The organism is Nocardia sputorum, from assembly GCF_027924405.1.
GTDB classification, from domain to species: domain Bacteria; phylum Actinomycetota; class Actinomycetes; order Mycobacteriales; family Mycobacteriaceae; genus Nocardia; species Nocardia sputorum.
Map to the genome: position 1 here is coordinate 2,812,331 of NZ_AP026978.1, position 23,256 is coordinate 2,835,586.

Here is a 23,256-nt window from a genome sequence, read left to right on the forward strand (position 1 = left end):
CCGCCGCTGTCCCCGGTCGGCGCCTAGGACCTATCCGGCGGCGGGTGTCTCCCTGATCTCCACGATCGGCAACACCAGGGCAGCGGGCGAGCTCGCCGGAACGGCCGGGTGCGCCGGCGCGATCGGAGCGATGCGCCGGTATCCCGTGCCTACCGGCGGTCGGGTGTCCACCTCGCCCTTGTTCGGCCAGTACGCCGCCGCCCGTTCGGCCTGCGCGGTGATCGTCAGCGAGGGGTTGACGCCCAGGTTGGCCGAGACGGCCGCGCCGTCGACGACGCTGAGCGTGGGATAGCCGTACACGCGGTGGTAGGCGTCGATCACGCCGTGCTCGGCATCGGCCCCGATCACCGCGCCCCCCAGGAAATGGGCCGTGAGCGGGATGTTGAAGATCTCGCCCCAGCTGCCGCCCGCGATGCCGCCGATCTTCTCCGCTACGCGCCTGGTCACGTCGTTGCCCACCGGGATCCACGTGGGATTGGGCTCGCCGTGCCCTTGCCTGCTGGTGAGCTTGCGGCCGAACAGGCCCCGCTTGGTATAGGTGGTGATCGAATTGTCCAAGTGCTGCATGACCAGCGAGATAATGGTGCGTTCGCTCCAGTTCTTGGTGCTCAGGAAGCTGAGCAGGTTCATCGGATGCCGCAGCACCATGCCGAGGAAACGCAGCCAACGCGGGATGCGTCCGCCGCCGTCGACCATGAGCGTCTGGAGCAGGCCCATGGAGTTCGAACCCTTGCCGTAGCGGACCGGCTCGATGTGCGTGTCGGGGGTGGGATGGATGGACGAGGTGATCGCGACGCCCTTGGTGAAGTCGGTGCCGGGACGCACCTTCTTGGTGGCCGCGCCGACGATCGATTCCGAGTTGGTGCGGGTCAGCACGCCGAGGCGATCGGACAGGTCGGGCAGCACGCCCTTGTCGCGCATGGCGAACAGCAGCTTCTGGGTGCCGCGCGTGCCCGCGGCGAGCACGACGTGCGCGGCGGTGAATGTCCGGGGCTGTTTGCGTATCCAGGCGCCGGTGCGCGCGGTGGAGACGTCCCAGGTGCCGTCGGGGTGCGGACGCAGCTCGGTGACCGTCGTCATCGGAATGACCTCGGCTCCGGCCTGTTCCGCCAGGTAGAGATAGTTCTTCACCAGCGTGTTCTTCGCGCCGTACTTGCAGCCCACCATGCAGTCGCCGCATTCGACGCATCCGGTGCGCTCCGGGCCGACGCCGCCGAAGTACGGGTCCGGCACGGTCTTGCCCGGCTCGCCGAAGAACACGCCGACGGGAGTCTGCACGAACGTGTCGCCGACGCCCATGTCGTCGGCGACGGCCTTGAAGACCTCGTCGGCGGGCGTCATGTGGGGATTGCGCACCACGCCGAGCATCTGCTGCGCCCGCTCGTAGTACGGGGTCAGTTCGTCGCGCCAGTCGGTGATGTCACGCCACTGCGGATCGCGGAAGAACGGCTCCGGCGGCACGTACAGCGTGTTCGCGTAATTCAACGAACCGCCCCCGACACCGGCGCCGCCGAGGATGAGGACGTTGCGCAGGGGATGGATGCGCTGGATCCCGTAGCAGCCGAGCGCGGGCGCCCAGAGGAATTTCTTCAACTGCCAGCTGTTCTCGGGCAACTCGTCGTCGGCGAAGCGCCTGCCCGCCTCCAGTACGCCGACCTTGTACCCCTTCTCCACCAGCCGAAGCGCGGTGACGCTGCCGCCGAACCCCGAACCGACGATCAGCACGTCGAAATCCGTCGTCCGCTGGTCCATGTGGAACTCCTCGATCGTGTCGCCAGTGACTCGGCTAACACTACTCCCGGGTAAGTAACGGTACGCAAGTCGGCTGGAATCAGCGGACGGTTCCGGTATCGGGGTTTGCTTGCTGTTATCCGGCCCGTTTATAGAGCGGTGCTCACCTTAGTTGATAATGCTCTCTGAAACGCGCATAGTTGCTGCTATGCCGACGACACCCCGAGCCCGTGCGAGGGCCCAGACCATGAACGACATCGTCCGGATCGGGCGGGAACACTTGGCGACCGAGGGCGCCGCCGCCCTGTCGCTGCGTGCGGTCGCGCGTGACCTGGGTGTGGTCTCCTCGGCCGTCTATCGGTATGTCCGCAGTCGCGACGAATTGCTGACCTTGCTCGTGGTCGACGGATACAACGCCCTCGGTGACGCGGTCGACGGCGCGCTGGCCGAGTCGGGAGACGATCCGATCGAGGGGCTGCGGATCCTCGGACGCACGGTGCGGCGATGGGCGCTGGCCGAAACGGCCCGGTACGGGCTGCTGTTCGGCACGCCGGTCCCCGGCTACGACGCACCCGCCACCGAGACCGTCGCACCGGGCACCCGGGTGATCGCCGCGATGCTGACGTTGTTCGCCACTGCCCACCGAGCCGGCCGGCTCACGGCGCCGGTCGCGGAGCCGCGGATATCCACCGCGCTCGCGGGCAGTTTCGCGCGCATCCGCGACGAGTTCCAGCTCGATGTGCCCGACTGGCTGATCGCCCGCGGCGTGACGTTCTGGGTCGGGCTGTTCGGGGCGGTGAGCGCGGACGTCTTCGACATGTACGGCGCCGACACCTTCGCCGACCGCGACGAGCTGTTCGAACTCCAGGTGGACGGGCTGCTGGACATGCTCGGTCACCGCGCGTGAGCCGCCGCCGGAACGGGGGAGCACGCGACCCGTCGCGGCGGCGTGTGCTGCGATGGAGCGCGTGACGACTTCCAGCCAGCAGTCTCCCGGCCCCGGCATCAGCGCCGCGCTCGCGTGGGCGAATCGGATCGGTGCGCGGATCCCACTGGTCAACGCCCCGATGGGCGGCGTCGCCGGCGGACGGCTCGCCGCGGCGGTGACCGCGGCCGGTGGCCTGGGCATGATCGGGATGGGCAGCGCCGGATCGGTGCGGGCCCTCGAGCAGGAGTTGCCGCACGTTCGCGGCATGGCCGGTCCGTTCGGCATCGGTCTGGTCGATTGGGTGGTCGCCGGGCAGCCGGAACTGTTGGAGGCGGCGATCGAGGCCCGTCCCGCACTGATCTCGGTGAGCTTCGGCGAGGACTTGGGCTGGGCGGCCCGCGTCGCGGACGCCGGGATCGTGCCTGCCATCCAGGTCTACAGCGCGCAGGACGCGCGGCGTGCGCAAGACGCGGGCATCGGCGTCCTCGTCGCCCGCGGCGTGCAGGGCGGCGGGCACGGAGCCGTGAACGCGCCACTGCTGCCGCTCCTGGACGAGGTGCTGGCCGTCGCGTCGGTCCCGGTGCTCGCCGCGGGCGGCATCGGCGCACCACGAGACCTGGCCGCCGTGCTCCGGGCGGGGGCGAGCGGGGCGTGGCTCGGCACCTGCCTCGCGGCGTGCTCGGAATCGCTGCTACCGGAGGCGGGCCGTCGCGCCCTGCTCGACGCGAGCGGCGCGGACACCGTACTCACCCGCGCCTACGACGTGGGCATGGAATTGCCCTGGCCCACGCGATTTCCCGCGCGGGTACTGCGCACCGGATTCACCGACCGGTGGACCGGACGCGAAGACGAACTCGCCGCCGATTCGGCGGCCAGGCACGCGCTCACCGCCGCGCTCGCCGCGAACGATCCGGCCGTGACGCCGATCGACGCGGGGGAGGGCGTCGGCCTGGTGACCGCCGTGGAACCGGCCGCGTACGTGCTCGAGCGGCTGTGGTCGGGGGCGGCGGGCCTGGGCTGAGCGGTTCAGTCCTCGCTGCTGTCGCGCTCGCCGAGATAGCGCAGCAACTCGGTATCGGAGGAGGTCAGCCGGTCGACCTCCTCGCCACCGGTGCACTGGTAGAACGCGATGGTGACCGAGCCGGACCTGCGCCCTGCGACGCGCCAGATCCCGCCCGAATCAGCCCAGCGCCGCAGCACCGCGACGGGATCGTCGGTCATCATCTACCTCCGCTCGGTCGAGTACGGTCAGGACTCCTGTGTCACCGCGGGATGGTGACCGGGTCGGAGCAGCCGGCCGGTACGTCGACGAAGGAGCAATCCTTCGGCGCTCGGGTCGGCCGATAGTCGGGAGCGACGCCACCGGCACGCGTGATGTCGGTGTACGCGGCCACCGCGTCCGTGGGTTTGCGGGTCAGCGCCGGATCGCTCAGCACGTCGACCGTGTACAGGCCGAAACGTGGAGTGTAGGAACCCCATTCGTAGTTGTCGGTGAGACTCCAGTAGTTGTAGCCGATCAGGTTGATGCCGTCCGCCTTGGCGCGCTGCAGCCAGTAGACAGTGTCGCGCAGGGAGTCCGCCCGCCCGTACCCGTCCGCCCGCGGCAAGCCGTTCTCGGTGGGCATTCCGTTCTCGACGATGTAGAGCGGCTTTCCGGGGAACTGACGGGCATAATGCTGCAGCGCGTAATAGATTCCTTCCGGCTGCAGCGGGTTCTTCCACAACTCCGTGAAATTCACCGTCGTGGTGAGGCTGTCAGGGGAGAGGCCGTAGTAGTAGTCGATGCCGATGTAGTCGAGCTTCGTGCCGATTCGGTCCACCAGCGGCTTGTTCACCACGTCCTCGGCGGCCGGGATATAAGCGACATTGCTGGTCACCATGGCGTCCGGCTGAACCCGGTGGATGTGGTCGTAGATGCCGTTGTGCGCCTGGGCGATCCGGTCGTGCATCGCGGGCGCGGCGGCGAGCGGCAATCCGCCGTTGCGCAACTCGTTCACCAAATAGAAAGTCGGCTCGTTGAAGGTGACCCACAACGGTCGATAGGGGGCGTAGCGATCGACGACCGTGCGCGCGTTGGCCAGCCAGTCCTCGACGATGCCCGGGTTGTTCCAACCCCCGCGGTCGACCGCCCACCCCGGATAGACCCAGTGGTCGATGGTGATCATCGGGCGCATGCCCGCGGCCGTGATCGCGGCGACGACGTTGTCGTAGAACTTCAGTCCCTCGGGGTCCCACTGGCCCGGCTCGGGCTGCAGACGCGCCCACTCGACGCCGATGCGATACACCTTCACGCCGAGTCCGGCCGCCAGGGCGATGTCCGAGCGGTAGCGCGTGTAGAAGTCGATCGAATCCCGATAAGGGTCCGGCGTTTTCCCCGACGCGACATAGCGAGACCAGTTGCTGTCCGGAGCGTGGCCTTCCGATTGATATCCCGAGGCGGCGACGCCCCAGAGGAAATCGGGGCCCATCGGCGTGACCACAGCGGGTGGCGCGGGCCGGGCGGCGGCCGGAGCGATGCCTCCGAGCAGGACCGCGGCGACGGCCGCGAGCGCGGCCGAGACGTGGCGGGAGTGTGCACGCATCGAACTCCTGTTCCGAGACGGGTGACGGGCGCTCGCCGACCTCGGCGCACGGACCGGGGGAGTGGGTACCACGGGGACAGGGTAACTGGTCGCTTGTCCGTTTTGTGGGAGACGGGGAGGGGCAGCGAGGCGGCAAGTCTTAGTGGACCCGGAGTTCGAACGGGAGGGGTAGGAGTCGTGATGGAAGTGCGTATGGAGCGGGCGGCGACCCGTATAACATCTAGATACGTGGATATGCGCATCTAACTATGTTACTCCATCACGAACTTCTCCGACCTCACGTCGCATCAACCGAATAGCAAGGAGGAAGAGGAGTGCCTGAATGCCCTCCTGTGAGATGTCCCTCGGTCCCGGCGTGCGGATCCGGTCCGGAAGGTAGGCCGTGTCAGGATGCGTATATGGTCCCCAATCCGCTGCCACGACTGGCCCGACGCCTCGCGCAGCAACGCTGGGTGATGCGGACGGCGCCGCTCGTGGTGCGGGCCGAACGCTTGATTCGGCGTGCGAGCGGCGGGCGGAAGGGCGTCCTGGATCTGGCGGGGCTGCCGTCCGTGGAGGTGACCGTGCCGGGGCGGAAGACCGGAATTCCGCGGACCACGTCGTTGCTGTACGTGCCGCGCGGTGCGGACTTCGTCGTCCTCGGTTCGAATTGGGGCAGTCCCACTCATCCGGCTTGGTCGGCGAACCTGCGTGCGGCACAGACCGCTTCGGTCCGGCACAAGGGCGAGCATTTCGTGGTCACGGTACGCGAGATCACCGGCGTGGAGCGAAAGCCCTACTGGGATCTGGCGGTCGAGTTCTGGCCTGGCTACGCCATGGAGTACGAACGCTCCGGCGGGCGATTGTTCCGGATCTTCGAGCTGCGCCGCGTTTGCGATTGAGCGCCGTGGCGAGCGTCGTCCGGTTGTCGGCGGGGGCGGTTACGGTGGGACGGTGACCACGCATCTGACTCACTGGGGCGCGTTCGAGGCGGACAGCGATGGCGAACGGCTCACGGCCGTGCGGCCGTGGCGTGGTGACCCGGAGCCGACGCCGCTTATCGACAATATCGCTTCGGCGCAACATCATCCGACCCGTATCGCTCGGCCGTATGTTCGCCGAGGCTGGCTGCAGCACGGCCCGGGTCCGGGAGCGCGAGGTTCGGATTCTTTCGTTCCGGTTTCGTGGGACCGTGCGTTGGATCTGCTGGCCGGAGAGCTCGGCCGCGTGTACCGGCAGTACGGGCCGGAGGCGGTGTACGGCGGCTCGTACGGCTGGGCCAGCGCGGGGCGCTTTCATCACGCGCAGAGCCAATTGCATCGCTTCCTCAACTGTCTCGGCGGCTACGTCCGGCACGTGAACAGCTACAGCCTGGGCACTTCGGCGGTGTTCCTGCCGCACGTCATCGGTGACATCGGCTGGGTGACGCAGCAGGCGACGGCGAAGAGCGTGCTGGCCGAGCACTCCGAGCTGGTGGTGGCGTTCGGAGGTCTGTCACCGAAGAACGCGGCCGTGTCGCCGGGAGGGGTCTCGCGGCACAACGCGCGCGGCTGGATTGCGGCGGCGCGGGCGCGTGGGTGCCGGTTCGTGTCGATCAGCCCGCTGCGCGACGATACGCCGCCGGAGAGCGGGGGCGAGTGGATCGCGCCCTTGCCCGGCACGGACGTGGCGATCATGTTGGCGCTGGCTCAGGTGCTGGACGCGGACGGGTTGGCGGACGAGGAGTTCCTGCGCGAGTACACGGTCGGCTACGACCGCTTCGCGCAGTATCTGCGTGGTGTGGTGGACGGAGTGGTCAAGGATCCGGAGTGGGCTGCGGCGATCACCGGCGTCCCTGCCGGTCGTATCCGTGGGCTGGCACGTGAGATGGCCGCCGCGCGCACGCTGGTGACGGTGAGTTGGTCGCTGCAGCGGGCGCGACATGGCGAGCAGCCGTTGTGGGCGGCGGTCGCGCTTGCGGCGATGCTGGGGCAGATCGGACTTCCGGGGGGCGGGTTCGGGCACGGGTACGGGTCGGCCGCGAGTGTGGGGGAGCCGGCGCGCGTGCCTGCGCCGCGACTGCCGCAGGGGCGCAATGGCGTACAGGTGTTCATCCCGGTCGCGCGGATCGCGGACATGCTGTTGAATCCGGGGCGGTCGTTTCGCTACAACGGGCAAGAGCTGGTGTATCCGGATGTGCGGTTGGTGTATTGGTGCGGCGGCAATCCGTTTCACCACCATCAAGATCTGGCTCGGTTACGTACGGCGTTCGGGCGTCCGGACACGGTCGTCGTGCACGATGCCTTCTGGACGGCGACCGCGCGGCACGGGGATATCGTGCTGCCGTCGACGATGTCGATCGAGCGCGACGACTACGGCGTGGGCGAGGGTGATCGTTCGTTCTTCCCGATGAAGGCGCTCACCCGCCCGCACGCCGAGGCGTGGGACGATTATCGGATTTTCGCCGAGACAGCCGATCGGCTCGGTGTGGGTGCGGGATTCACCGAGGGGCGCTCGGTCACGGAGTGGCTGCGGCATCTGTACGAGCGCTGGCGGGTCGAGCAGTCCCGGGCGGGCCACGCGTTGCCGGACTTCGACGCGTTCTGGTCCGGCGATGTGCTCGAGCTGCCGGTGCCGGATCCGGAGCAGGTGCTGGCGGCGGACTTTCGCGCCGATCCCGACCGGTATCCGCTCAGCACACCCAGTGGAAAGATCGAGATTTTCTCCGCGACCATCGAGGGGTTCGGGTACGCCGATTGCCCGCCGCACCCGGTGTGGTTGGAGCCGGAGGAGTGGCTCGGTGGCGCGGTGGCGGAGCGGTTTCCGTTGCAGCTGGTGGCGAATCAGCCGCGGACCAAGCTGCACAGCCAGCTCGATGTGGGTGCCTACAGCCGGTCGGTGAAGATCTCCGGGCGGGAACCGGTTCGGATGCATCCCTCGGACGCCGAGGCGCGCGGCCTTTGTGCCGGTGAGATCGTGCGGGTGTTCAATGATCGGGGCAGTTGCCTGGCCGGCCTGGTGATCGATGAGGGGGTGCGGGCGGGTGTCGTGCAGCTGTCCACTGGGGCGTGGTACGACCCCGACCCGGCGGACCCGACGTTCTGCCGCCACGGCAATCCGAACGTACTCATCGCCGACCGTCCGTCGTCGACGCTCAGTCAGGGGTGCGCCGGGCAGCTCACGCTGGTGGAGATCGAGCGCTACGCGGGCCCGCTCCCCGATGTGGCGGCGACCATGCCGCCGGACATGATGGGGCCGGAAGCGCTGTGAGGTCGTCGAGAGCGGGAGGTGATGGTGGATCTGGATCTCGCAGCATTGCGCGCGTTCGTGGCGGTGGTGGAGGAGGAGCAGTTCGGTCACGCCGCCGCGGTGCTGGGGATCAGCCAGCAGGCGGTGTCGAAGCGCATCGCGAAGCTGGAATCGCAGCTGGGGGCGGAACTTCTGGATCGTGGGCACGGCAGGAGCGTGCCGACCGATGCCGGTGCTCGGTTGCTGCCGCATGCGCGGTCGCTGCTGGCGGGGGCCGAGGCGGCGGCGCGGGCGGTGCGGGAACAGGTGCGGCCGTTGCGGGTGGCGGTGCTGGGCAAGCGCATGGCGGCGACGGAGTTGATGGAGTTCTATCTGGCGCGTCATCCGCACTCGCAGACCGAGATCGTCATCTCGAACATGATCACGACCTCGCGGGAGGCGCTGGGTAGCGGTCTCGTCGACGCGGCCTTGGCCCGTGCCTACGGTGGCCCGGTGTCGTTGCCCGACGATATCGTCGCCGCTCCGGCGTATTTGGAGCCACTGTATTTGCTTGTGGGCAAGGATCATCCGTTCGCGAGCCGGTCGATGATCGCGTTGCGGGAGATCGCGGGGCAGCCGGTGTGGGTGCCGGGGGCGGCGGTGCCGTCGGAGTGGGCCGATTTCTATCGCGATCTCAGCGCGTTCAGCGGGATTCCGATCGACACCAGGGGTCCGCTGGAGGGTATGGCGGGCATCGTCGAACGTATCGCGGGTTCGTCGTCGTTGACGACGTTCACCGGAGACGGGGGGCAGACGCCGTGGCATCCGAACGTGCGGCGTCTGTTGATCGTCGATCCCACTCCGGCGTATCCGCTGGCGCTGCTGTGGCCGGCGGGCAACCGGCATCCGGGACTGCGGTCTTTGGTCGAGCACGTCGCGGACAACTACAACCGCGATACCGCCGCCGCCTGCTGGGTTCCCGAACCCGATCAGGCGTTGTTCGGTGTGCCCGGTGCGGTGGCCGGTCCGTCGTGTCGGCCGGTGCCTCTACGATTCCCCGGGTGACCGGATACGACCCGCTCGACGCGTTCGAGCACCTCGACACTTCGACGTTGCCGCCGCGGCAGCAGCGGATTCTCGCCACGATCCGGGACTGGGTGCTCCGGCACGGGTATCCGCCGAATACGCGCGAGATCGGTGACGCGGTGGGTTTGCGGTCGGCGTCGTCGGTGTCGAAGCATTTGCGGAATCTGGAGGAGCGGGGTTTTCTGCGGCGCAGCCGGACGGTGTCGCGTCCGATCGACGTGCGAATGTTCCTGCAGGCGCCGGCGCGGCGGGAGGTCGCGGAGGATTCGGTGGCGGTGCCGGTGGTCGGCGACATCGCGGCGGGCGCTCCGATTCTGGCCGAGGAGCACGCCGACGACGTGATGACGTTGCCGCGTGAGCTCGTCGGGCGGGGCACGGTGTTCGGGCTGCGGGTTCGCGGCGATTCGATGATCGAGGCGGCGATCTGTGACGGCGACATCGTGGTGGTGCGTCGGCAGCAGGAGGCGCATTCCGGTGAGATCGTGGCGGCGATGATCGACGGGGAGGCGACGGTGAAGGTGTACCGGCGGCGCAACGGTCATGTGTACTTGGAGCCGCGCAACCCGGCCTACGAGGTGATCGATGGCGACGAGGCGGTGGTGCTCGGCAAGGTCGTGTCGGTGATGCGGCGGGTTTGAGCTGGGCGAAGGCGGCCCGGGTGGGATACCCGGCCTGCCTTCCCGCGTGGGCCGCCGTACCCTGAACGGCATGCCGGACTTCGTGCAGACGCCGCTGGGCGCCGGGTTCGAGCGGCTGGTGGGCTTGCTCGACGGGTGCCGGGTCGTCGCGTTGACCGGTGCGGGGATCTCGACCGACAGCGGGATCCCGGACTATCGCGGTCCCTCGTCACCGCCCCGCAATCCGATGACTTACCAGCAGTTCGTCGGCGATCCGGTGTTCCGGCAGCGGTACTGGGCGCGCAACCACGTCGGTTGGCGGCGGATGGACGGGTCGCGGCCCAATCCGGGGCATCGCGCCTTGGCGCGGCTGGAGCGGATGGGCGTGGTCACCGGGTTGATCACCCAGAACGTGGACCTGTTGCATACCAAGGCGGGGCATCGGCGGGTGATCGATTTGCACGGCACTTATGCGCGGGTGCGCTGTCTGGGGTGCGCGCTGCTGGTTTCGCGGATGTCGCTGGCCGACCGGCTGGAGGCGGCCAATCCGGGTTTCGCGGAGGCCGTGAGTACCGATGGGCTCGAGGTCGCGCCCGACGCCGACGCGGTGGTGGGCGACACCGGTAGCTTCCGGATGGTGGACTGCGCGCGCTGTGGCGGCATGCTGAAGCCGGACATCGTGTACTTCGGGGAGAACGTGCCCAAGGATCGGGTCGCCGCGGCCTACGAGCTGGTCGACGCCGCGGACGCGCTGCTGGTCGCCGGGTCGTCGCTGACTGTGATGTCGGGGCTACGTTTCGTGCGCTATGCCGCCAGGCACGGTCGTCGCGTGGTGATCGTCAATCGTGGCCGCACGCGCGGTGACGATTTGGCCGCGCTCATGCTGGACGCCGGATGCTCGACGGTTCTGCCTGCCCTCGCCGAGCGTTTGCAGGAGATTCGAGTGGCGGCGGCGCCGTCGGCAGCTCATCCGGCCGTCGGTCTGTCTTGAAGCGCGTTGTGTCGTAGTCGTCACAGTCGCGCGGCGATCCGCCGATCGATCACCGCCAGTGCGAACTCGGCCCAGCGAATGTTCTCTTGTTCGAAGGAGATTCCGCGCAGCAGGGTGAGGTAGGGGCCGACTCGTTCGGCCTCGGCCAGGTACGCCTGCTCGCTGCGGCCGTCCAGCAGTCGGGAGCGCAGGCGTTCGTAGCGGGCCAGTTTCGCTTTCGACCATTCCAGTTTGTCGGCTACCGCGGCGCGCACGGTGGGGGCGTCCTCGATGTCCATGCCCTGCACCTTCACCATCATCTCGTCGCGGATGGCGGTGGGCTTGGCCTGCGTTGCGATGAATTCGTGCAGCGCTGCCCGCCCGGCAGGGGTGATGGCGTGCAGGCGCTTGTTGGGTCTGCGCTCCTGCTCCACGATCCGGGTGGTGATCAGGCCGTCGGCCGCCATGCGCTCCAGCTCCTTGTACAGCTGCTGGGGCGTGGCCATCCAGAAGTTGGCCACCGAGGCGTCGAAGCTCTTGGCCAGGTCGTATCCGGACGCCTCACCTTCCAGCAGGGCGGCCAACACCGCGTTGCGTAGCGCCATCTGCCCAGGCTACCAGTGGAGGGGATTATTCAAGAAGTTGACCTTTTCCCTCTAGACATGTGCAGCTGGCCTCGTTAGTGTCAGCATTGATTACTAAATTAGTTGCATATGAGAGGTGGGTTATGCATCCCTTCCGGGCAGCCGTGGAGGCTCGTGACGAGGCCGCCATCGAGGCGCTGCTGGCCGACACGGTGGTGTTCACCAGTCCGGTGGCGTTCAAGCCGTATCCAGGCAAGGCGATCACCGCGGCCATCCTGCGCGCGGTGATCCGCGTGTTCGAGGACTTCCGCTATGTGCGTGAGATCGCCGACGCGAACGGTCGCGATCACGCGTTCGTGTTCGAGGCCACCGTCGATGGCAAGCAGCTGACCGGCTGCGACTTCCTGCACTTCGACGAGCACGGCAAGATCGACGACTTCATGGTCATGGTGCGCCCTCTGTCGGCGGCGCAGGCGCTCGCGGTGCGCATGGGTGAACAGTTCGAGCGCATCAAGGCCGAGGCCGCCGCGCAGTTCGAGGGTGAGGCGCACGGAGGGTGAGCGACTACGACGTCATCGTCATCGGTGCGGGCAATGCCGGCCTGACCGCCGCCGCGACGCTGCAACGCGCGGGCGTGCGCACCCTGCTGCTGGAGCGGCACAATGTTCCGGGTGGTTGCGCGACCTCGTTCCGCCGCGGGCGTTTCGAGTTCGAGGTCGCGTTGCATCAGTTGTCGGGCGTCGGTGTCGAGGGGCAGCCGATCTCGTTGCGAGAAGGTCTGTTCCAGCAGCTCGGAATCGCCGACAAACTGGAGTTCGTCCGCGAGCACGACCTGTACCGCGCCGTGATTCCCGGCGAATTGGACTTCACCCTGCCCGCGGACTGGGACAGCGCGATCGACGCCGTCGAGGCCGAGTTCCCGGGGCATCGCGATCGGGTCGCGAAGTTCTTCGACCTGCTGAAGGCGGTGACCTTCTGGCAGATCGCCGCCATGCGCGGGATGCCGGTCGAGCAGATCGACCCGGTGCTGTTCGAGTACGGATTGCGGCCGCTGAAGGTCGTGCTCGACGAGTTCTTCGACGACGAACGACTCAAGGTCGCGCTGGGCATGTACTGGACCTACATCGGACAGCCGCCGTCGAAACTGCGTTTCCAGGATCTGGCGCTGACCTTGTACGCCTACTTCGAATTCAAACCCTGGCATGTGCGCGGCGGGTCGCAGGCGATGTCCACCGCCATCCTGGACGCCTTCCTCGCCGCCGGTGGTGAGGTGCGGTTCAACGCGGGCGTCGAGGCGGTGCTCACCGAGTCCGGGCGGGTCCTGGGTGTGCGGCTGGAAGACGGTTCGGAGGTCACCGCGCCCGACGTGGTGTCCAACGCGTCGCTGCCGAGCACCTACGGCATGCTCGAAGGGATGGACGTGCCGGCCGAGGTGCGCGACGACCTGGCGGGCAGGCGGATCGGCGTCTCCGGGTTCGTGCTGCACATGGGCTTGGACGCCACTCCCGCCGAGCTGGGGTTCACCACCAGCACCACGTTCGTCAACAGGGACACCGACGACGACCGCACCTACAACGCGTGGAAATCGTTCGAGCCCGCGCGGGGCATCTGCGTCAGCTCCTACGATGTCGCGCCCATCGGGTTCGCCCCCACCGGAGCCACGCATGTCAGCCTGATGACGCTGCAGTACGCCGACATCTGGAAGAACGTCGCTCCCTCGCAGTACGCGCGCACCAAGTTCGCCTACGCCGAAACCCTGCTCGACCTGTGCGAAACCATCACTCCCGGCATCCGCGACGCCATCGAGGAGGTCGACGTCGCGACACCGCTGACCATGATGCGTTACCTCGGACACCCGGGCGGAGCGATCTACGGCTACGACCAGGACGCCACCGAGGGTTGGCTGTTCCGCGACAGCGAGCGCCGAACCCACGTTCCCGGACTGCATCTGGCCGGATCCTGGGCCGGTATCGGCGGATTCCAACCCACCCTGGAGGCCGGCGCGCGGGTCGCCCGCCGTCTCCTGCGCACCAAAACCGCCTGACCCGAGGACGACTCATGAAACACCCACTCGCCGCACGGTTCGACGGAGCGGCGGAGATCCTCGCGGAGATCGATGCCCGCGTCCCCGACACCCGCGACCACCTCGCCGAAACGCGCGCCACCATCGACGCCTACCATCCCGAACGCCTCCGGCTGGTAGTCACCGACATCATCGACGAGACCGCCTCCACCAAAACGATCCGACTCGAAGGCCTCGACAAGAAACAGCTGCCCCCTTTCCTGGCGGGCCAGTACATCAACGTCTTCATCGACGGCACCAGCCGCCCGTACGCCATTTCCTCCAGCCCGGCGCGGTTGACCCGCTACGACCTGACCGTCCGTCGTGTCCGTGGCGGGCGCGTCAGCAATCTGCTGCTCGACAGCGCCCGGATCGGTCAGGTGCTGACCACTACCGGGCCGATGGGCACCTTCCACCACAACCCGCTGTTCCACGGCAGCGCCGTGGTGTTCCTCGCGGGCGGCTCCGGCGTGGTCCCGGCCATGAGCATGATCCGCGAGATCGCCGAACGCGGTCTGGACCGCTCGTTTCACCTCGTTTACGGCTCCCGCGACGCCTCCGACATCATCTTCGGCCCGGAACTGAACGAGATCGCCGCCGCGCACCCGGGCATCCACGTCGACCACGTGATCGCCGAACCCGGTACCGGCTGGACCGGGGCCACCGGCTTCCTCACCGCAGGCACCATCGCCCGGCTGGCGGGCGAGCTCGACGGCCGGATGGTGTACGTGTGCGGTCCACAGGCGTTGTACCCGTACGCCCTCGAGCAGCTCACGGCGCTCGGTCATCCGCGCAAGCGCATTCGTTTCGAGGCCAACGGCGCACCTACCGACCCGACCGTCCAGTCGCACTGGCCCACCGATGTCGATCCCGCGGCGGAGGTCACCGTCACAGCCGGGAGCGTGTCCTTCCGCACCCCCCGCAACCGGCCGCTGCTGGATGCTCTGGAGGACAACGGCATTCGCCCCGAGGCCGCCTGCCGATCCGGCGAATGCAGCCTGTGCCGGATACGGATTCTGAAGGGTGAGGTGCACACCGCCGAAGAAGCGAAGCTGCGGCTGTCCGACGCGCAATTCGGTTACACCCATTCGTGTGTGGCGTATCCGATCAGCGATGTGGAGCTGAGCCTGTGACCTCGAGCCGGTCGGTTCTCGGCTGGACGGGCAACTCCCGGCTCGAGCACTGAACTGGCTGTAGAGCTCGAGCAGGAACTGGGCGAGGTGGCTCATCTCTCGGCCGCAGTGCAGCATCAGGTCCAGGGGCCGGGCTTGTATCTGGCCGACTCCACCGAGTGTCAGCCGAACCACCAGTCCCACATCGCCGCCGTCACCCGCGGCATCCCGGTACGGACGGTAACCCGCGCGAGTCCGGAACGCCTTCGGCCGTAGCCGCGGGCGCCGAATACCCGTGGGCGCGAGATCGGCGACCGGTGCCGGGAAGTAGGGGATCCGTTCGCCGGGCCTCGGAGGGTCGGTGTCCGCGGCGGCGGCCGGCGGGTGGGGGAGCCCGCCCCTCCGTCGGTCTCGGAACGCGTCGTCGGGCAGAACCATCAGCATCGTGAACCCGGACGGCCGCCATTCTCGGAGTCACCCACGCGTCATCACGGGCACCGGGCATGTCGCCGCCGCGCTGCTGTTCGCCATGGAACGAGCGGGCATCGGCCATGGGTGTGACGCGCGGACGGCTGGGCGTGACATTTCCGCGACCATTTCGTAATGTATCGGTGACCTATTCTCGACAGTAACCGGTAAGCGACATCATGCCTGGTCAACACCGCAAAAGAACCGATGCCCGGAGGCTCGTACTCCTGGCCGTCTGCGGCATCGCGGCGGGCGTCGCTGTCGTGGCGTGGGCGGTGATGCGGCCGGGCCCGGTCACGCAGCACGCCGCGGCGGTCCATTCGCCGCCGTCCGCGCCCGTCGCGTCGAGCACGGTCACGACCACCGCGCCGGCGGTGCCGCAGCCGGTCGCGGGCGCGGCCGCGGCTGCTGCCGGGCAACCACCACCATCTGCCAGAGAAGCCGTACAGCACCCGCCCCCACCGCCCCCGCCGGTGTCTTGTTCTACGGAACTCGCCGGCACTCGGCCGCACGTGGCACAGGTCGGCAACCTTTTGAAGAAGACATTCGCCCTCACCGACATCGGCGGCGCCAACGGCCGCAGCGACGGCGACCACGGCGCCGGCTTGGCGCTGGACCTCATGACACCCGATCCCGCGCGCGGCGACGCGATCGCCGATTTCGTACTCGCCAATCAGCAGCGTTTCGGCGTGACCTACGTGATCTGGCGGCAGCGGTACAACGATGGCCACGGCTGGTCGTATCTGGAAGACCGCGGGAGCCCGACCGCCAATCACTACGACCATGTTCACGTGTCGTTCGACAAGGCGGCGGTAGGGGACGTGACCTGCTGATCGGGTGCCCGCGCTGACGCTCTCGCGGCGCGCGGTCGACGAGGAGTCGGCCACGCGGTCATCCAGTCGGCACACGCGACCCTGGAAGGATGCACTCGAGTCGTCCATGCGACGAGAGCTATCGACCAGAACGTAGGTGACTGCCAATGCCGAAGATCGTGCTGTTCGGCGCCACCGGGTACACCGGCCGCCTGACCGCCGAAGCCCTGATCGCCCGTGGCGCCGCGCCCGTGCTGGCCGCTCGGAACGCGACCGCGCTCGAGAAGCTGGCTGCCGACCTCGGCGGCGCGGAGATCGCGGTCGCCGACGTGACCGACCCCGGATCGGTGCGCGCCCTGCTGGACCGGGGCGACGTGCTGGTGACGACGGTCGGGCCGTTCCTGCGCTACGGCGGACCCGCCTTGGCGGCAGCCGTGGCGGCGGGTGCGCACTACTTCGACTCCACGGGGGAAGGCCCGTTCATCCGCAGCGTGTTCGAGCGGGACGAGGAGGCGCGCAAGGCGGGAGTGGGCTTGCTGACCGCGTTCGGGTTCGATTACGTGCCCGGCAATCTGGCCGCCGGTCTCGCGCTACGCGAAGCGCCGGAGGCCGTCCGCGCGGATATCGGCTACTTCATGGCCGGCCCCGGCACCAGCGGTGGCACCCGCGCCTCCATGGCCGGGATGCTGTTCGAACACGGCTTCGCCCTGCGCGGTGGCCGGGTCGTGCCCGAGCGGACCGGCTCACGGATTCGCACTTTCGACGTCGCGGGCCGCGCGCGTACGGGAGTGTCGATCCCGGGGTCGGAACATTTCGCGCTCAGTCGCTCCGCCTCGCGGCTGCGCGAGGCCGACGTCTTCCTCGGCCTGCCGCCCGCGGCCGCTCGTGGTCTGCAAGTGGGCTCGCTGCTCACCGGCGCCGTCGCACGAGTGGCGCCGGTGAAACGGCTGGCCGACGGTGTGCTGGAACGCGTCGTGAAGGGCTCGACCGGCGGACCGACGCCGGAGTCGCGGGCCCGCACACGCTCCTGGGCGGTCGCCGAGACCTTCGACGACTCCGGACGCGTCCTCGCGTCGGTGACATTGACCGGCGGCGACCCCTACGACTTCACGGCCGCGATTCTCGCCTGGGGCGCGCAGACTGCGCTGGACGACGGCCTGCTCGCCGCTGGCGCGCTCGGTCCGGTGGACGCCTTCGGCCTGGACGCGCTCACCGCGGGCGCGGCCGACGCGGGGTTCGATCGGTAGCGATCGACCCGGCTGCTCCGCATTGCCGCGCTGCGGAAGCCTGCTGCTGTCGGATTCCGATCAGCGTCGACGCATGCACATCACCTGTACCGATTCGACGGAGAGCGTGACGCTGCGACTGACTCCGGATGACCGGAGAGCGGTCGCGGGCTGGCTAGATCCGAGCGGAAGCCGCCTGCTAGGACGGGTGGGGCCGGAATAGGCGAACGCACTTGTCGAGGCTTCCCCCGGCAAGCGCGTCCCCGTTTCAGTGTGCCGCGGTCGAGGTCTCGATCGATCTTTCCGACGGCATATTGTGCGACCTCGCTCCGAGCGCGCCGGATAGGTGCCCACCGATGCCGTGCAGGCCGGTGCCCGCACCCGAAGTGCGGAGCGTGCGTGCCATGACGATCGGTGTGGACCTGCGGTGACCCCAGGTTCGAGTGCCGACCACCGCGGGGTTGAAGACTTCGTGCACGAGCACACTCTGCTGGGTCGAGAACGCGATCTCGTACACGCGCGCTGCGGCGGCTGCGGGAAAGAGCCCGAACGGATGACACGTCACGCCGGTGGCGACAATGCGTCTGCGTTCGAATGCGCCCAGCCGACGGATATGGATTCCGAACGGGACACCGTCCGGCGGCATCAGCGTCGACTCGTCCGCTTCCCGGTAGGTGATCAGGTTCTCGCTGAGGACATTCCCAGCCACATCCCGCAATCTGGTGTGTCGCACCCTGAGCGTACTGGGGGCCGGGTCGTCGCAAACCGAGCAGGAAATGCGGAGTTCGTCGGCATCGATAGTGCGCGAGGGCAATACATCGGCAGCGATATCCGACCCCGCGATCTGCTGGAGAAGTAGCGTGGTGGAGCCGTCACCGTACAGCAGCATTCGCGTGGTCAACGGTAGATGAATTTCGGGCGTGAGCTGAGGGTAGACGGCTGCCGCGACGACCGGAAACGTCGTCGGTCCGGCCGTTCGTCCGGGAAGGGAAGTGGTGATGAACGGTGCGAAGTGGTTGCCCAGCCAAGCTGCGGTTCGGGTGATGCTGACCATCGGTGTGACTTTCTCAACGGCGCTAGGTCCGGCAAGGCTAAGAGACGTAGGTAGATCCGCCGCATCGGTACCTTGTAGGTGACTCGAGTCTCACCTGGCTTTTCTGCCTCCGGAGGAGCGTCTGCGCGGCGCTCCGGATTCCCGGCATGGGACAGGAGAGGCTGGGGTGGCGAGGGGCAACTCTTTCGAGCGCAGACCTTCGGGGGTTGACACGGTCGGCGGTTTCAGGTCGCGCTGATCGCAATCATTCTGCGCACTGGTCGCGCACCTTACTGTTCGGGACAGTACTTCTCATGTGAGGACTGTGTCCGATGACATTGCAGTTGGATCCGATCACATCGGCGCCATCTTCCGACCCGGCCGAGGCGGCGACCACCGAAAACCCGGCCCCGTTCACTCGCAAGCTGCTGGGCCCGGCCCGAGCATCCTCCGGACTGATTCTTGCGGTACTGATCTGGCAACTCGGGGCACGATCCTGGCTCGGCACGACCACCCCGGCGCCGACCGAGGTGCTCGAGGCCGGATGGGAGCTGGTCCGCTCGGGTGAGCTCTGGCAGCATCTGGCCGCCTCCGGGCGCCGGGTGGCGGTCGGGCTGACGATCGGCATCGGCATCGGCCTGGTATTCGGTGTGGCGGCCGGACTGTTCCGGATCGCGGAGGATCTGGTCAACGGTCCGTTGCAGGCTTTGCGGATGTTGCCGACACTGGCGCTGGTGCCGGTGTTCATCATCTGGTTCGGCATCGGTGATTCGTTCAAGATCGCGTTGATCATCGTCGCGCCCATCTTCCCGATCTACCTGAACGTGCTGGCCGGGATCCGCGGGGTGGACCGGCGGCTGGTGGAGGCGGCGGAATCGCTGGGCCTCAACCGATTCGAGCTGACCACGAAGATCATTCTGCCCGGCGCGCTGCCGCAGATCTTCGTGGGACTGCGGCAGGCGCTTGGCATCGGCTGGCTCACCCTGGTGGTCGCGGAGATGCAGACCACGCCGGTCGGGCTCGGCTTCTTGATGAACGATGCCAAGGAGTTCCTGCGCACCGACCAGATCTTCCTGGTCCTGGTGATCTACGCGGTGCTCGGGCTGCTCACCGACCTGGTGGTGCGCGTGCTGGAACACCGGTTCCTGTCCTGGCGCACCGGATATGAGGGGAAGTAGATGACCGCGACCATCGGGACCGGTGTCCGCATCCGTGGGGCGGCGCGCGCATTCGGCGGCCGCACGGTGCTGCGCGAGGTCGATCTGGATATCGCGCCGGGCGAGTTCGTGGCGCTGCTCGGCGCCAGCGGCTCCGGTAAGAGCACGCTGCTGCGCGGGATCGGCGGCCTGGACCGCGGCTTCAGCGGGTCGTTCGACGTGCCCGGATCGAAAGCGATCGTGTTCCAGGAGCATCGGCTGATTCCCTGGATCAGCGTGTGGCGCAACGTCGTTCTCGGCGTCGACGGGGCGACCAAGGCGCGTGCGCGCACAGCGTTGGAGGAAGTGGGGCTCACCGCGAAAGCGGATGCGTGGCCTGCCACGTTGTCCGGCGGTGAGGCGCAGCGTGTGGCCCTGGCCAGAGCGTTGGTCCGCAATCCGGAGCTGCTGCTGCTGGACGAGCCGTTCGGCGCGCTCGACGCGTTGACCCGGCTGAAAGTGCAAGCCCTGGTGGCTCGCCTGTGGACGCTGCACCGGCAGTCGGTGCTGCTGGTGACCCACGACGTGGAGGAGGCGCTGTTGCTGGCCGATCGCGCGCTCGTGTTGCGCGACGGCCGCATCGCCGAATCCTTCGACATCACCGTCGCCCGCCCGCGGTCGGTGGTCGACCCCGCATTCTCCGCACTCCGCCGCCGGCTGCTGCTCGCACTCGGCGTGAATCCCGAGGCACCGACAGGAGCAGAAGCATGAGTGAACCGTTGCAGATCAGCACCGACGTTCTGGTGATCGGCGGCGGGCCTGCTGCCTGCTGGGCCGCGATCCATGCCCGCGAGGCCGGCGCCGAGGTGACGTTGGTGGACAAGGGGTACTGCGGGACCAGCGGCGCCACCGCCCCGTCCGGCACCGGCGTGTGGTACGTGGCGCCGGAAGCGGCCGCGCGGGCGAACGCGAAGGCCAGCCGAGAGGCGCTGGGCGGGCATCTGGCCGACCACTACTGGATGGACCGGGTGCTCGATCAGACCTACGCGAACATGAACCGGCTCGCGGTGGAGGGGCGCTATCCATTCCCCGTGGACCCCGCCACCGGTGAGCAGATCCGCACCGGCGTGCAGGGCCCGGAATACATGCGCCGGATGCGGGCGTGGGTGAAACGGATCGGAGTGCGCATCCTCGACCACTCGCCCGCGCTGGAATTGCTGGTGGACGACGACGGCGTGGTGCGCGGCGCGGCGGGCTACCAGCGCCAGGCCGACCGCGATTACCGCGTTGTGGCCGGTGCCGTGGTCCTCGCGACCGGCGGTTGCGCGTTCCTGTCCCGGGCGCTGGGCACCAACGTCGACACCGGTGACGGCGCGCTGATGGCGGCGGAGGTGGGTGCTCGCTTCTCGGGCATGGAGTTCTCCAACGCCTACGCGATCGTGCCGAAGGGGTCGACGATCACCAAGACCGCCTACTACGGATACGCGACGTTCTTCCACGAGGACGGGCGGGTGCTCGAGGGTGCGGGCTCGACCAAGGGGCGTTCGGTGATCGCGCGGACGTTGTTGCGGGAGAAGGTGTTCGCGCAGCTCGATCGCGCCGACGCGACGGTGCAGGCGCAGATGCGGCTGGGGCAGCCGAACTTCTTCCTGCAGTTCGACCGGCGCGGCATCGACCCGTTCACCGACCGGTTCGAGGTGGACCTGCTCGCCGAGGGCACCGTCCGCGGCACCGGCGGCATCGATGTCGTCGATGACGACTGCGCCACCACGGTCGCGGGTTTGTACGCGGCGGGGGACGCGGCGACCAGGGAACGGATCTGCGGTGGGTTCACCGGCGGCGGCAGCCACAACTCGGCGTGGGCGATGTCCTCGGGCAGCTGGGCAGGCCGTGGAGCGGCGGCGTTCGCATTGCGCACGGCCCGCGCTCGCAGTGCCGATCTGCACGGGGCCGGGCGCGCGGGGTTGCGCCCGCAGCACGGTGCGTCGGTCCGTGCCGAGGACGTGGTCGAGGCCGCGCAGCGGGAACTGATTCCGTTCGAGAAGAATTACCTGCGCCACGGCGACCGGATCCGGCCCGCGCTCGCCGAGCTGGACAGCGTCTGGGAGCACGCCACCCTCGGTCTGGGCGGCGGCACCGGAGACGAGCGGGTGCGCGCCCGGCAGGCCGCCGCGATCACCGCCGTGGGACGGTTGATGTACCGGTCCACGCTGGCGCGCACGGAGACGCGCGGAATGAGCAAACGCGCCGACCACCCGGATCAGGATCCGAAGCAGCACCACCACATCCTGTCCGGCGGGCTCGACGAAGTGTGGACGGCGACGGCCGCGGCCTCCGGCACCCTGGCGGTGGCGGGATGATCGAGATCCTGCGCGCGGGGGACTGCATCGCCTGCGACAAATGCGTGGACGTGTGCCCCACGAACGTCTTCGACCGCACCGACAGCGGAATCCCGGTCATCGCACGGCAATCCGATTGCCAGACCTGCTTCATGTGCGAGGCGTACTGCCCTACGGACGCGCTGTACGTCGATCCGGAGGCGACTCCGCTGGCCGATCACGAGACGGTCCGCGACGAGAACATCGGCCGCTACCGCAGGGAACTCGGCTGGGGCCGTGGGCGCAAGCCCGGCAGCCTGGTCGCGGTCGGGCCACGCCTTCCGCACGGCGCTCCGCCGCCGCGGCTGTCCGAACTCTGAACAACGAAAGCGAATCATGCGCATCATCCGGCTGATCGTGCCCGCTGTCGTTTCGGCTCTGCTGCTGGTACTCACCGGCTGCGGGGCCGACGACGCGGGCTCGGCGACCCGCGCCGAGATCAAGACCCTCCGCATCGGCACCATCGGCACCGGCAACGTGCTCACCGGGCCGGTGGGCTTCGCCCATCAGCGCGGCGCCCTGCTGCCCGCGCTGAAGCCGTTGGGTGTGGACAGCATCGAGGTCTACAGCTTCCCCAACGGGCCCGACCTGAACCAGGCGCTGGTCGGGGGCCGCCTCGATGTCGCCACCTACGGTGACACGCCCGCGCTGGTCGCGCGCGGCAGCGGGTTGAAGACGCGGCTGCTGGCCATCGCGGCGGTGAACTACAACGCTGGTGTGGTGGCCAAGGATCCGTCGATCCGGACGCTGAAGGATCTGGCGGGCAAGAAGATCGGGGTGCAATCCGGTTCCTATATCGACCGCTACCTGCAGGGTGCGCTGAAGGCCGAGGGGATCCAGGCGCAGCTGGTGCACCTGCTGGCCACCGACGCGGAGGCGCCGCTCAACGGCGGTGATGTCGCGGCGGTCGCGTTGCCGGATGTGAACCCGTCGTCGTTCTTCCACGCGTTCCTGGCCAAGGGTTTCCACCAGGTCGACTCGATTCAGGACAACCATCCCGATCTCGCGGGTACCAGCTCCTCGGTCAGCAGTCAGGACTTCCTCGACAGCCATCCGCGGTTCGGCGCCGCGTGGCAGTCGGTGATCGGTGAGGCCAACCGGTATGCGAAGCAGCATTGGGACGACTACGTGAACTACGAAGTTACCCAGTCGAAGTCACCGGAGGCGGTGGTGCGGGCCACCGCGCGTCAGAGCTACATTCCCGACGAGATCTTCGCGCCGTCGGGCATCCAGTTGCTGACGGGGACCAAGCAGTTCCTCGTGGAGCAGAAGAAGATCCGGGAGGATTTCGGTCTGGAGGAGTGGTTCTACCGGCCGGAGCGGACCGAGCAGGGCTGAACGGGTG

Annotated in this window: 23 protein-coding genes; 17 read left to right on the forward strand and 6 right to left on the reverse strand. The window is 68.2% G+C overall.

Annotation, left to right across the window (positions count from 1 at the left end; all coding sequences use genetic code 11):
• Positions 1 to 30: 30 nt before the first annotated feature.
• On the reverse strand, positions 31 to 1,752 hold the full coding sequence (locus QMG86_RS12925; protein WP_281879741.1) for a GMC oxidoreductase: 1,722 nt from the start codon (positions 1,750 to 1,752) through the stop codon (positions 31 to 33).
• A gap of 187 nt (positions 1,753 to 1,939) precedes the next feature.
• Between QMG86_RS12925 and QMG86_RS12930 the strand changes: the two genes are divergently transcribed.
• Together QMG86_RS12930 and QMG86_RS12935 are read left to right on the forward strand one after the other, a co-directional pair.
• Positions 1,940 to 2,638: a TetR/AcrR family transcriptional regulator gene (locus QMG86_RS12930; protein WP_281879743.1), complete on the forward strand. Its 699-nt coding sequence runs from the start codon at positions 1,940 to 1,942 to the stop codon at positions 2,636 to 2,638.
• 160 nt (positions 2,639 to 2,798) lie between these two features.
• Positions 2,799 to 3,680 (forward strand): NAD(P)H-dependent flavin oxidoreductase, encoded by an 882-nt coding sequence (locus tag QMG86_RS12935; protein ID WP_281880936.1) that lies wholly within the window; start codon positions 2,799 to 2,801, stop codon positions 3,678 to 3,680.
• A 5-nt stretch (positions 3,681 to 3,685) separates the two neighbouring features.
• Here QMG86_RS12935 and QMG86_RS12940 read toward each other — a convergent pair whose 3' ends face one another.
• Positions 3,686 to 3,880 carry a hypothetical protein gene (locus tag QMG86_RS12940; RefSeq protein WP_281879745.1) on the reverse strand — a complete coding sequence of 65 codons (195 nt, stop codon included), beginning with the start codon at positions 3,878 to 3,880 and terminating at the stop codon, positions 3,686 to 3,688.
• 41 nt (positions 3,881 to 3,921) lie between these two features.
• Positions 3,922 to 5,241, reverse strand: coding sequence for a family 1 glycosylhydrolase (locus tag QMG86_RS12945; protein WP_281879746.1), 1,320 nt, complete (start codon positions 5,239 to 5,241; stop codon positions 3,922 to 3,924).
• Between the two features lie 398 nt (positions 5,242 to 5,639).
• On the opposite strand from QMG86_RS12945, the gene QMG86_RS12950 reads away from it, so the two are divergent.
• From QMG86_RS12950 to QMG86_RS12970, 5 genes are all read left to right on the forward strand, one after another.
• Positions 5,640 to 6,122, forward strand: a complete 483-nt coding sequence (locus QMG86_RS12950; RefSeq protein WP_281879747.1) for a nitroreductase family deazaflavin-dependent oxidoreductase — start codon at positions 5,640 to 5,642, stop codon at positions 6,120 to 6,122.
• A 118-nt stretch (positions 6,123 to 6,240) separates the two neighbouring features.
• Positions 6,241 to 8,469, forward strand: a complete 2,229-nt coding sequence (locus tag QMG86_RS12955; RefSeq protein ID WP_350356406.1) for a molybdopterin-dependent oxidoreductase — start codon at positions 6,241 to 6,243, stop codon at positions 8,467 to 8,469.
• Between the two features lie 21 nt (positions 8,470 to 8,490).
• Positions 8,491 to 9,492 carry a LysR family transcriptional regulator gene (locus QMG86_RS12960; protein ID WP_281879750.1) on the forward strand — a complete coding sequence of 334 codons (1,002 nt, stop codon included), beginning with the start codon at positions 8,491 to 8,493 and terminating at the stop codon, positions 9,490 to 9,492.
• Positions 9,489 to 10,151: a transcriptional repressor LexA gene (lexA, locus tag QMG86_RS12965; RefSeq protein WP_281879752.1), complete on the forward strand. Its 663-nt coding sequence runs from the start codon at positions 9,489 to 9,491 to the stop codon at positions 10,149 to 10,151. Before QMG86_RS12960 ends, lexA begins: the two co-directional genes overlap by 4 nt.
• Before the next feature lie 70 nt (positions 10,152 to 10,221).
• On the forward strand, positions 10,222 to 11,121 hold the full coding sequence (locus QMG86_RS12970) for a Sir2 family NAD-dependent protein deacetylase (RefSeq protein WP_281879754.1): 900 nt from the start codon (positions 10,222 to 10,224) through the stop codon (positions 11,119 to 11,121).
• 20 nt (positions 11,122 to 11,141) lie between these two features.
• Here QMG86_RS12970 and QMG86_RS12975 read toward each other — a convergent pair whose 3' ends face one another.
• Positions 11,142 to 11,705, reverse strand: coding sequence for a PadR family transcriptional regulator (locus QMG86_RS12975; protein WP_281879755.1), 564 nt, complete (start codon positions 11,703 to 11,705; stop codon positions 11,142 to 11,144).
• 122 nt (positions 11,706 to 11,827) lie between these two features.
• Here QMG86_RS12975 and QMG86_RS12980 point away from each other — a divergent pair, with 122 nt between their 5' ends.
• Genes QMG86_RS12980 through QMG86_RS12990 form a run of 3 tightly spaced genes read left to right on the forward strand, consistent with a single transcriptional unit; the run spans position 11,828 to position 14,879 of the window.
• Positions 11,828 to 12,244: a nuclear transport factor 2 family protein gene (locus QMG86_RS12980; RefSeq protein WP_281879756.1), complete on the forward strand. Its 417-nt coding sequence runs from the start codon at positions 11,828 to 11,830 to the stop codon at positions 12,242 to 12,244.
• Positions 12,241 to 13,728 carry a phytoene desaturase family protein gene (locus QMG86_RS12985; RefSeq protein ID WP_281879757.1) on the forward strand — a complete coding sequence of 496 codons (1,488 nt, stop codon included), beginning with the start codon at positions 12,241 to 12,243 and terminating at the stop codon, positions 13,726 to 13,728. The genes QMG86_RS12980 and QMG86_RS12985 overlap by 4 nt, the downstream gene beginning before the upstream one ends.
• 14 nt (positions 13,729 to 13,742) lie before the next feature.
• A complete protein-coding gene (locus tag QMG86_RS12990; protein ID WP_281879758.1) occupies positions 13,743 to 14,879 on the forward strand; it encodes a 2Fe-2S iron-sulfur cluster-binding protein in 1,137 nt (378 codons plus the stop codon).
• A 161-nt stretch (positions 14,880 to 15,040) separates the two neighbouring features.
• Here QMG86_RS12990 and QMG86_RS33710 read toward each other — a convergent pair whose 3' ends face one another.
• The gene (locus QMG86_RS33710) at positions 15,041 to 15,166 is read right to left on the reverse strand and encodes a DAPG hydrolase family protein (RefSeq protein ID WP_434086205.1); all 126 of its coding nucleotides are present in this window, start codon (positions 15,164 to 15,166) and stop codon (positions 15,041 to 15,043) included.
• 339 nt (positions 15,167 to 15,505) lie between these two features.
• On the opposite strand from QMG86_RS33710, the gene QMG86_RS33555 reads away from it, so the two are divergent.
• On the forward strand, positions 15,506 to 16,159 hold the full coding sequence (locus tag QMG86_RS33555) for a VldE C-terminal domain-containing protein (RefSeq protein WP_350356383.1): 654 nt from the start codon (positions 15,506 to 15,508) through the stop codon (positions 16,157 to 16,159).
• A gap of 146 nt (positions 16,160 to 16,305) precedes the next feature.
• On the forward strand, positions 16,306 to 17,385 hold the full coding sequence (locus tag QMG86_RS13005) for a saccharopine dehydrogenase family protein (protein ID WP_281879759.1): 1,080 nt from the start codon (positions 16,306 to 16,308) through the stop codon (positions 17,383 to 17,385).
• A gap of 247 nt (positions 17,386 to 17,632) precedes the next feature.
• On the opposite strand, the gene QMG86_RS13010 is transcribed toward QMG86_RS13005, so the two are convergent.
• Complete coding sequence (locus tag QMG86_RS13010) at positions 17,633 to 18,073, reverse strand: hypothetical protein (RefSeq protein WP_281879760.1); 441 nt, start codon at positions 18,071 to 18,073, stop codon at positions 17,633 to 17,635.
• Positions 18,074 to 18,729: 656 nt separating this feature from the next.
• Here QMG86_RS13010 and QMG86_RS13015 point away from each other — a divergent pair.
• The 5 genes from QMG86_RS13015 to QMG86_RS13035 are packed head-to-tail and all read left to right on the forward strand — an operon-like array spanning position 18,730 to position 23,249.
• Positions 18,730 to 19,575, forward strand: a complete 846-nt coding sequence (locus QMG86_RS13015) for an ABC transporter permease (protein WP_281879762.1) — start codon at positions 18,730 to 18,732, stop codon at positions 19,573 to 19,575.
• On the forward strand, positions 19,576 to 20,304 hold the full coding sequence (locus tag QMG86_RS13020) for an ABC transporter ATP-binding protein (RefSeq protein ID WP_281879763.1): 729 nt from the start codon (positions 19,576 to 19,578) through the stop codon (positions 20,302 to 20,304). It abuts the gene before it with no gap.
• The gene (locus QMG86_RS13025) at positions 20,301 to 21,893 is read left to right on the forward strand and encodes an FAD-dependent oxidoreductase (protein WP_281879764.1); all 1,593 of its coding nucleotides are present in this window, start codon (positions 20,301 to 20,303) and stop codon (positions 21,891 to 21,893) included. Before QMG86_RS13020 ends, QMG86_RS13025 begins: the two co-directional genes overlap by 4 nt.
• Entirely contained in the window at positions 21,890 to 22,231 is a 342-nt protein-coding gene (locus QMG86_RS13030) for a 4Fe-4S dicluster domain-containing protein (protein WP_281879765.1), read from the forward strand. The genes QMG86_RS13025 and QMG86_RS13030 overlap by 4 nt, the downstream gene beginning before the upstream one ends.
• A gap of 16 nt (positions 22,232 to 22,247) precedes the next feature.
• Positions 22,248 to 23,249 (forward strand): ABC transporter substrate-binding protein, encoded by a 1,002-nt coding sequence (locus tag QMG86_RS13035; RefSeq protein WP_281879766.1) that lies wholly within the window; start codon positions 22,248 to 22,250, stop codon positions 23,247 to 23,249.
• Positions 23,250 to 23,256 lie beyond the last annotated feature (7 nt).